The organism is Paraburkholderia suaedae, assembly GCF_040812055.1.
Taxonomy (GTDB): Bacteria; Pseudomonadota; Gammaproteobacteria; order Burkholderiales; family Burkholderiaceae; genus Paraburkholderia.
Window position 1 is genome coordinate 215,413 of the sequence record NZ_JBFOAH010000006.1, and the last position, 12,709, is coordinate 228,121.

12 protein-coding genes are annotated in these 12,709 nt (G+C 62.4%); 2 read left to right on the plus strand and 10 right to left on the minus strand.

The annotated features are described in order from the left end of the window. Nucleotides 1-99: 99 nt before the first annotated feature. Together ABQJ48_RS11620 and pyrC are read right to left on the minus strand one after the other, a co-directional pair. Nucleotides 100-939, minus strand: a complete 840-nt coding sequence (locus ABQJ48_RS11620) for a DUF3025 domain-containing protein (protein WP_367838161.1) — start codon at nucleotides 937-939, stop codon at nucleotides 100-102. A 12-nt stretch (nucleotides 940-951) separates the two neighbouring features. Next, the gene (gene pyrC, locus ABQJ48_RS11625) at nucleotides 952-2,013 is read right to left on the minus strand and encodes a dihydroorotase (protein WP_367838162.1); all 1,062 of its coding nucleotides are present in this window, start codon (nucleotides 2,011-2,013) and stop codon (nucleotides 952-954) included. 166 nt (nucleotides 2,014-2,179) lie between these two features. Between pyrC and ABQJ48_RS11630 the strand changes: the two genes are divergently transcribed. Beyond that, entirely contained in the window at nucleotides 2,180-3,115 is a 936-nt protein-coding gene (locus tag ABQJ48_RS11630; protein ID WP_367838163.1) for a class II glutamine amidotransferase, read from the plus strand. 118 nt (nucleotides 3,116-3,233) lie between these two features. Here ABQJ48_RS11630 and ABQJ48_RS11635 read toward each other — a convergent pair whose 3' ends face one another. From ABQJ48_RS11635 to ABQJ48_RS11660, 6 genes are all read right to left on the minus strand, one after another. After that, on the minus strand, nucleotides 3,234-3,959 hold the full coding sequence (locus ABQJ48_RS11635) for an amino acid ABC transporter ATP-binding protein (RefSeq protein WP_367838164.1): 726 nt from the start codon (nucleotides 3,957-3,959) through the stop codon (nucleotides 3,234-3,236). Next, entirely contained in the window at nucleotides 3,956-4,633 is a 678-nt protein-coding gene (gene gltK, locus ABQJ48_RS11640) for a glutamate/aspartate ABC transporter permease GltK (RefSeq protein WP_367838165.1), read from the minus strand. Before gltK ends, ABQJ48_RS11635 begins: the two co-directional genes overlap by 4 nt. Next, complete coding sequence (locus ABQJ48_RS11645) at nucleotides 4,633-5,373, minus strand: amino acid ABC transporter permease (protein ID WP_367838166.1); 741 nt, start codon at nucleotides 5,371-5,373, stop codon at nucleotides 4,633-4,635. Before ABQJ48_RS11645 ends, gltK begins: the two co-directional genes overlap by 1 nt. Before the next feature lie 82 nt (nucleotides 5,374-5,455). Continuing rightward, nucleotides 5,456-6,349 (minus strand): glutamate/aspartate ABC transporter substrate-binding protein, encoded by an 894-nt coding sequence (locus ABQJ48_RS11650; RefSeq protein WP_367838167.1) that lies wholly within the window; start codon nucleotides 6,347-6,349, stop codon nucleotides 5,456-5,458. 261 nt (nucleotides 6,350-6,610) lie between these two features. Next, a complete protein-coding gene (locus ABQJ48_RS11655; RefSeq protein WP_367838168.1) occupies nucleotides 6,611-7,924 on the minus strand; it encodes a Glu/Leu/Phe/Val family dehydrogenase in 1,314 nt (437 codons plus the stop codon). Nucleotides 7,925-8,064: 140 nt separating this feature from the next. Then, the gene (locus ABQJ48_RS11660; RefSeq protein ID WP_367838169.1) at nucleotides 8,065-9,021 is read right to left on the minus strand and encodes a LysR family transcriptional regulator; all 957 of its coding nucleotides are present in this window, start codon (nucleotides 9,019-9,021) and stop codon (nucleotides 8,065-8,067) included. A gap of 243 nt (nucleotides 9,022-9,264) precedes the next feature. Between ABQJ48_RS11660 and purB the strand changes: the two genes are divergently transcribed. Beyond that, entirely contained in the window at nucleotides 9,265-10,653 is a 1,389-nt protein-coding gene (gene purB / locus ABQJ48_RS11665) for an adenylosuccinate lyase (RefSeq protein WP_367838170.1), read from the plus strand. Nucleotides 10,654-10,774: 121 nt separating this feature from the next. On the opposite strand, the gene ABQJ48_RS11670 is transcribed toward purB, so the two are convergent. Together ABQJ48_RS11670 and ABQJ48_RS11675 are read right to left on the minus strand one after the other, a co-directional pair. Then, nucleotides 10,775-11,269, minus strand: a complete 495-nt coding sequence (locus ABQJ48_RS11670; protein ID WP_367838171.1) for a gluconokinase — start codon at nucleotides 11,267-11,269, stop codon at nucleotides 10,775-10,777. Nucleotides 11,270-11,279: 10 nt separating this feature from the next. Beyond that, entirely contained in the window at nucleotides 11,280-12,689 is a 1,410-nt protein-coding gene (locus ABQJ48_RS11675) for a GntT/GntP/DsdX family permease (RefSeq protein WP_367838172.1), read from the minus strand. Nucleotides 12,690-12,709 lie beyond the last annotated feature (20 nt).

Sequence of the window (12,709 nt, forward strand, 5' to 3'; positions counted from 1 at the left end):
AAGCCGGCGCATCGGCTGAAATAGCCGAATGGCCACGCGATGTGAACCACTCGCCCTAACGCACGGCGTTAGTGACTCTCGCTGTGACCGAGCGTCCGTTTAGCGGCTGCGCCGCCCCGCGCGAAAGATCCATGTGTCGTCGTAAAAGGCGGCCGATTCGTTCTCGGGCCACCAGCCCGGAACGCCCAGCACCGGCAGCGGCGCAAACATGCGACTCGTGAGCGCTTCGGTGCCCAGCAGCGCCGCGCTGACCGAATCATCCAGCCACGCGTCGCGCGCAGCAGCGTCCCATTCGAAATAGGCGGCCGGCACATCGACGACCCACGCATGCCCGGTGCAAGCCTTGAACGGCGCGACCAGCTTTTCCAGCAACGCGTGGCCGAAGCAGCGCACTTCACAGCTTCTCGTCCACGCATCGCGTCGGGCGACCAGCAGCGTCTGCCAGTCGAAGCCGCGCAGCGCGCCGCTCAATGCGGGATCGGCACAGGCGAACAGCAACGCGTTCTCGTCGAACAAGGTCAGCGTGTCGCGCACGCCGCCACGAGTCGGACCGACCCCCAGCACGTCGATGGCCGCCGACTGCCGTGCGTTCAACGCCGCCTTGATACGCGGAAACGCAAACCACATCGAGGCATTGAAGAAGTCGTGCAGATTGTGACGCGTCGGCACGCTACCGGTCGCTGCGATGTGCGCCTCGTACGCCGCGCCGGCCGGCAGATCGTCCTGAGCGATGAACGTGAGGCGCCGACCGCGCCCGGTAGTCTGCCGCAGCTCGGCGGCGTCGGCGTTCATTTGGGCGAGCAAGGCCGCATAGCCCGTCAGCGCGGCCTGCTGCCAGCGCTGGCCACGCAACGCGAACGGCGCGAACCAGGGCCGCGACCAGTCGATCGCGGCAAAACCCGGCTGCGCCGCGTCGTGCCCTGCCTCACGCCATTGCATGGGGACGACGCATCAAACCAGACGCCAGCCAATCGACTCGCCGCCGCGCAACGGCACCACCGGCGTATCGCCGACCGGTAATTCAGCCGGCAGCGTCCATTCCTCGCGACGCAGCGTAACCCGCGCCGCGTTGCGCGGCAGCCCGTAAAAATCCGCACCGGAGAAGCTCGCGAAGCCTTCGAGCTTGTCGAGCGCACCCGCTTTGTCGAATGCCTCGGTGTACAGCTCGAGCGCGTGCAGTGCCGTATAGCAGCCCGCGCAGCCGCACGCATGCTCCTTCAAGCCCTTCGGATGCGGCGCGCTATCGGTGCCGAGGAAAAAGCGCGGATTGCCCGAGGTCGCCGCCTGGACCAGCGCAATGCGGTGCGTTTCGCGCTTGAGCACAGGCAGGCAGTAGTAATGCGGGCGAATGCCGCCCTGGAAAATAGCATTGCGGTTGTACAGCAGATGGTGCGCAGTAATGGTCGCGCCGAGCAGCTGCGGCGCGACACCCGCTTCGCGGATATAGTCGACTGCGTCTTTCGTCGTGATGTGTTCGAACACCACTTTCAGCGCCGGGAAGGCGCGGCGCAAAGGCGTCATCACCCGGTCGATGAACACCTTCTCGCGGTCGAACAGGTCGATCGCCGAGTCCGTCACTTCGCCGTGCACCAGCAGCGGCATGCCGAGTTCCTGCATCGCTTCGAGCGTTTTCGCGCACTTCATGACGTCGGTCACGCCGGCGTCCGAATTGGTCGTGGCCCCGGCCGGATACAGCTTCACGCCATGAACGAAGCCGCTTTCTCGCGCGCGGCGAATCTCGTCGGGCGGCGTGTTATCGGTCAAGTACAGCGTCATCAGCGGTTCGAACTGCGCGCCTTCGGGGATCGCCGCGATGATCCGCTCGCGATATGCGCGCGCCATTGCGGTAGTCGTGACCGGCGGCTTCAGGTTCGGCATGATGATCGCGCGGCCGAACTGACGCGCGGTGTCCGGCAACACGGCGGCCAGCATCGCGCCGTCGCGAACGTGCAGGTGCCAGTCGTCGGGACGGGCGAGCGTGATGGAGTCGGGGGAAACGTTGGAAGCGGTCATGGCGAAAGAGGGAACGAGACTCGACGGCAAAAGCCAATCGACCCGGTCAAACCGCCATGTTGCGGCCCAAACACACGTCAATTCTGCTATTTGGCGTTTCTGGCTCGGTGATATGCTTGGGAAATCATCATTGTAACGGCTCGCCCGTTCACAGGCTTCCCGCAACATGTGCCAACTTCTCGGAATGAACTGCGCCGCGCCGACGGACGTCACGTTCTCGTTCACCGGCTTTGCGGCGCGTGGCGGCGTCACGGATCATCATGCCGACGGCTGGGGAATCGCCTTCTTCGAAGACAAAGCCTGCCGCCTGTTCATCGACCATCAGTCGTCGGCCACCTCGCCGATCGCCGACATGGTCAAGCGCTACCCGATCAAATCGAAGAACACCATTGCGCATATCCGCAAGGCGACGCAAGGACACATCCTGCTCGAAAACTGCCACCCGTTCATGCGCGAACTGTGGGGGCGTCACTGGATTTTCGCGCACAACGGCGATCTGAAAGACTATGGGCCCGAACTGTCGGGCGTTTATCAGGCCGTCGGCACGACCGATAGCGAGCTCGCTTTTTGTGCGCTGCTGGAAGGTTTGCGCAAGGCGTTTCCCGGCGCGCGGCAACCGCCGCTCGAACAACTGTTCGCTGCACTGCAGACCCTTACGCGCGAGATCACGCAGTTCGGCGTGTTCAATTTCCTGATGTCGAACGGCCAGGCGCTGTTCGCGCATTGCTCGACGCATCTGTATTACATCGTGCGACGCTGGCCGTTTTCCACAGCACACCTGGTGGACGCGGATGTGTCGATCGATTTCGCCAAATACACGACGCCGGAAGACCGTGTCGCGGTGGTCGCGACCAAGCCGTTGACCGATAACGAAGTGTGGACCGCATTCGAGCCGGGCGATCTGATGATGTTCCAACACGGCGAAGTGATCGGCCGCATCAACATTCCGGTGCCGGCATCGGTGCTCGAAAAGCTGCGCAATCCGGAGCTGGATGCGTCCGCGTCGGCTAGCACGATCGCGGCCTCGATGGCGCCTGCGGCGATGGCCGACAGCGAGTCCGACCTCGAAGCGGCCGACGACGCCGCGGCATTCGAGTCCTGAGAACATCACCCGCGGCACTCGCGGACCAGACCGAATCATCACCGGAAAACGAAAAAGCCGCTCGAGTAGCGGCTTTCTCTTGTTCATGCCAGTCGGCAAGCACCGGCCGTCCAACCCCTCAGTGCAGGATCTTCGCCAGAAAGTCCTTCGCGCGATCGGACTTCGGATTCGCAAAGAAGTCTTCCTTGCGGTCGTCCTCGACGATCAAGCCCTTGTCCATGAAGATCACGCGGTGTGCGACCTTCTTGGCAAAACCCATTTCGTGCGTGACGCACATCATGGTCATGCCTTCCTGCGCGAGTTCGACCATCACGTCGAGCACTTCGTTGATCATTTCGGGATCGAGCGCCGAAGTCGGTTCGTCGAACAGCATCGCGATCGGGTCCATCGACAAAGCACGCGCAATCGCCACGCGCTGCTGCTGACCGCCCGACAACTGTCCCGGAAACTTGTCGGCATGCGCGCGCAGACCGACGCGATCGAGCAGCTTATAGCCCTTGGTCGTGGCTTCTTCGGTCGAGCGGCCCAGCACCTTGATCTGTGCAAGTGTGAGGTTCTGCACGATCGTCAGATGCGGGAACAGTTCGAAGTGCTGGAACACCATGCCGACCTTGGAACGCAGCTTCGACAGATTGGTTTTCTTGTCGGTCAGCGACTGCCCATTGATGACGATCTCGCCCTTCTGAAACGGCTCGAGGCCGTTGACCGTCTTGATCAGCGTGGACTTGCCCGAGCCCGACGGCCCGCACACCACCACCACTTCACCTTTTTTGACTTCCGTCGTGCAGTCGGTCAGTACCTGAAACTGACCGTACCACTTCGAAACATTCTTGATAGAGATCATCTTGCGACCTTTTTCTGAAGACTTTTGACGAGGCTCGACGCGACCACACAGATCACGAAATAACACGCGCCCGCGAACAGTACCATCTCGACATTCGTACCGTCACGATCGCCAATATTCGTGGCGGTGCGGAAGAAGTCGGCGAGGCTGATCACGTAGACGAGCGACGTGTCCTGAAACAGCACGATCCCCTGCGTGAGCAGCAGCGGCACCATCGCGCGGAATGCCTGCGGCAGCACGATCAGGCGCATGGCCTGCCCGTAGGTCATGCCGAGCGCGAACGCCGCGTTGACTTGTCCGCGCGGCACCGCCTGGATGCCCGCGCGAATGATCTCCGAATAGTACGCCGCCTCGAACAGCGAGAATGCGACCATTGCCGACGCGAGGCGAATGTCGATGTCCGGCGACAGGCCGAGCACGTTTTGCAGCACCTGCGGCACGATCAGAAAGAACCACAGCAGCACCATCACCAGGGGGATGGAACGGAAGATCGTCACGTAACCCTTCGCAAACCACTCGAAGGGTTTGAACGACGACAGCCGCAGCATCGCCAGAACCGTGCCCCAGATAATGCCGAACACGATCGCGATCAACGTGATCTTGACGGTGACGATGGCGCCGATCAACAGCGTAGGCAGTGCGCCCGGAATACCGCTCCAGTCGAAATGATGCATCACTTGCCTCCGATATAGCCGGGCAACCGGCTTTTCGCTTCGACCCAGCGCATCAGCTGCATCACCACCAGGTTGATCAGCATGTACGCCACCGTGACCGCGATGAACGACTCGTACGTCTGCGACGTATAGTCGACCAGTTGCCGCGCTTGCGCGGACAGGTCGAGCAGACCGATCGTCGAGGCAACCGCCGAGTTCTTGAAGATGTTCAGAAATTCGGACGTGAGCGGCGGCACGATGATCCGGTACGCGACCGGCAGAAGCACATAGCGATACGTCTGCCATTGCGTGAAGCCCACCGCCAGACCCGCGGCGCGCTGGCCGCGCGGCAACGCGTTGATGCCCGAGCGCACCTGCTCGCACACGCGGGCGGAAGTGAACAGCCCGAGACAGATGATCGACGACGAAAAGAACTGCGCGCCCGGCGGCAGTTGCTTGAACCAGGTACCCATCGAGACGGGCAGCAGCTCCGGTATCACCAGATACCAGATGAAGAACTGCACGATCAGCGGGATATTACGGAAAATCGCCACGTAGACCGTGCCGATGCCCGACGCCCATTTGTTCGGCACCGTACGCAGCACGCCAAAAAGCGAGCCGACGATCAGCGCGATCACCCATGCGGACAGCGACACGGTAACCGTGACCCACAGGCCCGAGAACAACCAGCCCAGGTACGTGGTCGGCTCGCCGGTGGAGACCGGACTCAGCAGAATGCCCCAGTTCCAGTGATATGACATGACCAAGACTCCAGCAAAAAGAAACGGAAGAAGCGCGTGGCCCCTTCCGTTTCGTTCAGCGTTTCAGAGAAACAGCTAAGGTTTAATCGATTGCCTTGTCGTTCGGATGCTTGAAGAGCGCCTTCATGTCGTCGCTTTGCGGGAAGTTCAGGTTCAGGCCCTTAGGCGGGATCGGCGATTCGAACCACTTCTTGTAGATCTGATCGGCTTCGCCCGAGACTTGCACTTTGGCGATCGCGTCGTCGGCGACCTTCTTGAACTCCGGATCGTTCTTGCGCAGCATGCAGCCGTACGCTTCACGCGATTGCGGCGCGCCGACGATCACGTAATCGCCCGGGTTGTTCGACTTCGCGCGTTCGCCCGCGAGCAATGCGTCGTCCATCATGAACGCCGCGGCACGACCCGTGGACAGCGTCAGGAACGATTCGCCATGGTCCTTCGCGCTGATGATGTTCATGCCCATGCTCTTGTCCTGGTTCATCTTGCGAAGCAGGCGCTCGGAGGTGGTGCCGGCGGTCGTGACGACCGTCTTGCCCTTCAGGTCGGCCCAGTCTTTGATGCCGGAGTCTTTCTTGGTCATCAGGCGCGTGCCGATCACGAAGATGGTGTTCGTGAACGCGGCCTGCTGCTGGCGCTCCAGATTGTTCGTGGTGGAACCGCATTCGATGTCCACGGTGCCATTCTGCACCAACGGAATGCGGTTCTGCGACGTGACCGGCGTCAGCTTCACCTTCAGGTTAGGCATGTTCAGCTTCTGCTTGACGGCCTCCACGACTTTCATCGCGTACTCTTGCGAGTAGCCAATCACGTTCTGCTTGTCGTCGTAGTATGAAAACGGGATCGACGATTCGCGATGACCCAGCGAAATGACGCCCGTGTCTTTGATCTTTTTCAGCGTACCCGCGTCTTGCGCGTGCGCGCCGAGCGTGAACAGTCCGAGAGTCGCGAGCAGCAGCGCAGCTTGTTTAACCTTCATGTGAGGATCTCCTAGGCAATAACCGGCGCCAGTTTAGCAAAGTAACTAATATGAAAGTATGGCTATAAACCATGCTGTTGCGTGCGCGCCGCTAACGGCTCGCACCGCTTGAAAGGCGCCAGCGCACCTGTTGCGCATATGCAAAGCGGGCGGCATCGATCCGATGCCGCCCGCCGGTACGACGCGCGGTCTTGTGGACCGCGTTCAGGCAAGAACCGCCGGCGAATGCGCAGGATGGCGCAGCCCCCGTTCAAATAAAAATCAGGGGTACAGACCGCGCATCTCCCGCGCTTGCAAGATGCGCTTGCAAGCGACGATGAACGCCGCCGTGCGCACCGACACGTTCTGCTCGCTCGACACCTGCCACACCGCGGCAAACGCTTCGCGCATGACGCGCTCGAGGCGCTGGTTGATCTCGTCCTCGGTCCAGAAGAAACTGGAAAAGTCCTGCACCCATTCGAAGTACGACACCGTCACGCCACCCGCATTGGCCACCACGTCCGGGATCACGAGAATGCCGCGATCGTGCAGGATATCGTCCGCCCCCGTGGTGGTCGGGCCATTGGCGCCTTCCACGACGATTTTGGTCTTGATGTTTCCGGCGTTCTTTTCCGTGATCTGATTCTCGAGCGCCGCCGGAATCAGGATGTCGGATTCGATCGTCCAGAAATCTTCGTTGCTCACGGCATCCGCTTCGGGGAAGCCGCCCACGCCGCCTGTTTTCGCAACGTGCTCGATCAGCGCGCCCGCGTCGATGCCGGTCGATTTGTACAGCGAGCCGGTGTGATCCTGCACGGCGACCACCTTCGCGCCCGCTTCCTGGAACAGCCGCGCGGCAATCCCGCCGACATTGCCGAAGCCTTGCACGGCGATGCGCGCACCGGCGATATCGAAGCCGATACGGCGCGCCGCCTCGCAACCGACCACGAACACGCCGCGGCCCGTCGCCTCGCGACGGCCCAGCGAGCCGCCCAGCGTGATCGGCTTGCCGGTCACGACGCCGGTGGCCGTCTGTCCCTGGTTCATCGAGTACGTGTCCATCATCCACGCCATGATCTGCTCGTTCGTGTTCACGTCCGGCGCGGGGATGTCGGTATTCGGCCCGATGATGATGCCGATTTCGCTGGTGTAGCGGCGCGTGATGCGCTCCAGCTCACCACGCGCGAGGGTGCGCGGGTCGACCCGGATACCGCCCTTCGCGCCGCCGTACGGCACGTTGACCGCGGCATTCTTCACCGACATCCACGCGGACAACGCCATCACTTCCGACAGCGTCACGTCCTGGTGATAGCGCACGCCGCCCTTGCCCGGACCGCGCGACACGTTGTGCTGCACGCGATAACCTTCGAAGTGCGCGACGGTGCCGTTATCGAGTTCGATGGGCACGTCGACGATCAGAATGCGCTTGGGGCGCTTGAGGGTTTCCAGCCAGCGCGACAGCGAGCCGAGGTACGGCGCGACGCGGTCGACCTGACGCAGGTAGTTGCCCCAAGGGCCGAGGTCCTCACGATTGAGGTAAGAGGGAACCGACTGCAACGTTGATGCGGACTGGGCAACTTGCTGCTGGGAAGACATGAGCGCTCCGGCGTTGTTCGAATACGAGCATTGTCGAAAAACGCCGTTTTGAAATCCAATGCCGTTTCCTTATCCGATTATGTTTTTTTTGCATAACCACGGCGAAGCCGCAAGTTCCCGTCGTCGCGACGCAGGTTTTTTTATGCGGCGTCGTGTCCCAGTTCTTCCGAGACGACGTCCCACAACTGCCGCACCAACACCTGGCGCGCATCGTCGCTTTTGGCCGCGAGCTTGTCGCGGTACAGGCGAATCTCCATGCTCAGCGTGAGCTGTCCTTCGGGCGTGCCGCGCATCGCACGATCGAGGCGGATCAGCTTGCCGTCGGCGACCGCGTCTTCCACCGCGCTGTGCGGCAAAAAGGCGATGCCGTGGCCGGCCAGCGCCATCGCCTTGAGCCCTTCGGCCATATCCGTTTCGTACAGCCGATCCAGGTAGAGGCGCTCCGGCGCATTGGCGAGGATCACTTCGGTCATGCGTCCGAGATACGCGTTGGGCGTGTAGGAGAGATACGGCGCGGGCGCCTCGGGTGTGCCCGGCAGCGTATGACGCGGCCGGCCGGCGCGCCCCGGCGCCGAGAACGGGCTGATCGGCTCGTTGCCGAGCGTCAGCATGTCGTAGCGGCCAGGATCGAGCGCCACCGGGTGGCTTGGATGGTGATAGCCCATCATGACATCGCAGCCGCCTTCGACTAGCGACAACGCCGCGTCGTGCACGTTCAGCGCCCGCAGCCGCGTGTGGATCGGCCCCATCTGCGCTTCGATGCGTTGCAGCCAGCGCGGAAAGTACGTCAACGACAGCGTATGCGGCACCGCGAACTCGATCGTCGCCTGGGGCGTCGCCGTATGGCCGCGCAGCAGCGCGCGCGCCTCGTGGAACTGCGAGAGCATCGCGAGCGCCTGCTCGTTGAACACCTGGCCGGCCGCCGTCAGCCGCGTCGGATAAACCGATCGGTCGATCAGCTCCGTGCCGAGCCACGCTTCGAGTGCCTGGATGCGCCGCGAAAACGCCGGCTGCGTCACATGGCGCAATTCGGCCGAGCGGCTGAAACTACGCGTTTCCGCCAGCGAAACGAAGTCTTCGAGCCATTTCAGTTCCATGCGGGGTCTGTTGCCGGGCGAGATGAAGAAGTCACATTCTAAGCGGCCGCGCCTACGGCGTGATGCGTTCAGGCGGTGGCGGATCACAGATCGGCTGCCATGCAGGCACCTGCGCGCCTCGTGGCCAGGCGCGCCGCAGAATCACGGCCAGCATGGGCCGTCCGCACACAGTGGTAAAATTCGCGGTTCCCTCCGTTCCCGATCCGCTCGCTGAGCGTTCAACGCTTCAACCCGGTCCCCATCATGTCCGACACCCGCCCCGACACCCTCTTCGCGCTGAACGCGCTCTCCCCGCTCGACGGCCGTTACGCGTCCAAAACCGAAGCCCTGCGCGACTGGCTTTCGGAAGCCGCCTTCATGCGTAATCGCGTGACGGTCGAGATCCATTGGCTGATCGCGCTGTCGCGCGCCGGCTTCGCCGAAGTGCCGCGCTTTTCCGAAGCGTCCGAACGATTCCTGCTGCAACTGGCCGAGCGCTTCACCGCGCACGACGCCGCGCGCATCAAGGAAATCGAGCGCGTGACGAATCATGACGTGAAAGCGGTCGAGTACTGGCTGAAGGAGTCGGTCAAGGGTCAGGCGGAACTCGAGCGCGCGAGCGAGTTCATTCACTTCGCGTGCACTTCGGAAGACATCAACAATACGTCGCACGGCCTGATGCTGGCCGGCGCCCGCGAACACGTGATCCTGCCGGCGCTGCGCTCGGTGCATCAGCGCCTCGTCGCGCTGGCTCATGCGCATGCCGAACAGCCCATGCTTTCGCGCACGCATGGGCAGCCGGCCAGCCCGACTACGCTCGGCAAGGAAATCGCCAACGTGGCGGCGCGCCTCGAACGCGCGATCGATCGGGTCGCCAAGGTCGAACTGCTCGGCAAGATGAACGGCGCGGTGGGCAACTTCAATGCGCACCTGTCCGCGTATCCGGAGTTCGACTGGGAAGCGTTTTCGAAAGAAGTGGTCGAACAACGCCTGAAGCTCACGTTCAACCCGTACACGATCCAGATCGAGCCGCACGATTACATGGCGGAACTGTTCGACGCCGTGTCGCGCGCCAACACGATCCTGCTGGATCTGGACCGCGACGTGTGGGGCTACATCTCGGTCGGCTACTTCAAGCAGCGCACCAAGGCCGGCGAAATCGGCTCGTCGACGATGCCGCACAAGGTCAACCCGATCGACTTCGAAAACTCCGAAGGCAACCTGGGTCTCGCGAACGCCACGCTGCGCCACCTCGCCGACAAGCTGCCGGTGTCGCGCTGGCAGCGCGACCTGACCGACTCGACCGTGCTGCGCAACATGGGCGTCGCATTCGGCTACTCGCTGCTCGCGTACGACTCGCTGATCCGCGGCCTGGACAAGCTCGAAGTCAACGCGCAGCGCCTGAACGAAGACCTCGACAACTGCTGGGAAGTGCTGGCCGAGCCGGTGCAAACGGTGATGCGCCGTTACGGCATCGAAAATCCGTACGAGCAGTTGAAGGAACTCACGCGCGGCAAGGGCATCACGCGCGAAGCGCTGCAAAGCTTCGTCGGCGGTCTCGCGATTCCTCAAGACGCGAAAGACCGCTTGCTCGCCATGACGCCGGCTTCGTACATCGGCAAGGCAGTGGAACTGGCCAGGCGTATCGCCTGATTCGCAGGTGTCGTGTTTCACGCTTCATACGCGCGCGCCTCGTTGCGCGAGGCACACGTAGAAAAGCCGCTCACAACCGAGCGGCTTTTTTATCCCTGCGAGACGCGGTGCCCGCGCTAACTCACCGCTCGCCTGCCTGCTTCAACACTTCGTCGACGATCTCTTCCGGCGACAGCTCGATGTTGACGGTGATCGCTTCATCCGGGCCCGGTTCCTCCAGCGTGTCCAACTGGCTTTGCAGCAGCGACGGGTCGAAGAAATGGCCGGTGCGAGTGGTCAGACGTTCTTCGAGCAACTCGCGCGAACCCTTCAGGTAGACGAAGCACACGTCCTTGTCGCCGGCGCGCAGGATGTCGCGATACGAGCGTTTCAGCGACGAACACGTGAACACCGCGGTCTCGCCCGCCTTCTGCTTTTCTTCGATCGCCGCGCGGATGGTTCTGAGCCACGGCCAACGGTCCTCGTCGGTGAGCGGGATGCCGTGGTGCATCTTCTCCTTGTTGGCGGCGCTGTGAAACGCGTCGCCGTCGGTGAACGCGCAGTGCAGGCGCTCCGCCAGCATTTCGCCAATTCTCGTCTTGCCGGCGCCCGACACGCCCATTGCGATCAGAATCATCTGAAACTCCTTACAGGACCGCCGCGAGCGCGAAGGTCAAGCCCAAACCCATCAGCGAGATGATGGTCTCCAGCAACGACCATGTCTTGAAGGTCTGCACCACCGTCATGCCGAAGTACTCCTTGATCAGCCAGAAGCCGCCGTCGTTCACGTGCGAGAAGATCAGCGAGCCCGAGCCGGTGGCGAGTACCAGCAACTCCGGCTTGACCTGTACCGCGCCCGCCGCGGCGATCGGCGCGACGATGCCGCAGGCGGTGGTCATCGCGACCGTGGCGGACCCGGTCGCGAGGCGGATCAGCGCCGCGACGAGCCAGCCGAACAAAAGCGGCGACATATGGATCGCTGTTGCGACGTTGACGATTTCCTTCGAAATGCCGCTATCCATCAGCACGCGGCCGAAACCGCCGCCCGCGCCGACGATCAGCGTAATGCCCGCGATCGGCGCAAGGCAATCACCGCAGAACTTCTGGATCTGCTCGCGCGTGAAGCCGCGGCTCGCGCCGAAGGTCCAGAAGCTGACCAGCACCGCCGTCAACAGCGCGACGTCCGAGTTGCCGAAGAAGCGCAGCAGATCGTTCGGCAGCGTCTTCGGGGTGGACACGAGATCGGCCCAGCTGCCGACCAGCATCAGGATCACCGGCAGCAGGATCGTGAACAGCGTGATGCCGAAGCTCGGCAATTCGCGCTTGGGCGCTTTGCTGACCGCGCTGTTCGCCACGCCGTTGTTTGTGTTCACGCCATTCGCATCCGCGCCGCCCAGGAATTGCGCAGCAAGCGCGTTTTCCTTCGGCAATTGGATATAGCGGCTGACCATCAGCGCGAACAGCGGCCCGGCGACGATCGCCGTCGGAACGCCGACGATCAGCCCATACGCAATGGTCCTGCCGATATCCGCGTGATACGCCTGCACCGCGAGCATCGCGGCCGGGTGCGGCGGTAGCAGGCCGTGCACGACGGACAGACCCGCGACCATCGGCAAGCCGACCAGCAGCAGCGATTTATTGGTGCGCTTCGCGACGTTGAACGCGATCGGAATCAGCAACACGAAGCCGACTTCGAAGAACACCGGCAAGCCGACGATGATTGCAACGACCATCAACGCCCAGTGGATGTTCTTCTCACCGAAGAAGTGGATCAACGTAGTGGCGATGCGCTCGGCGCCGCCCGATTCGGCCATCATCTTGCCGAGCATCGTGCCCAGCCCGACCACGATCGCGATGTGTCCCAGCGTGTTGCCGTTACCCGTTTCGAACGATTTGACGATGCTGGCCATTGGCATGCCGGCTACGAGGCCGAGCAGCAGCGACACCATGATGAGAACGAGGAACGGATAAACCTTGAAGCGCGTGATCAGCAAGATCAGCAAGGCGATGGAGATCACCCCGTAAACCAGCAGCATGCTGCCATGGACAGCTTCCATGAAGCTCCTCCTTTCTGTTA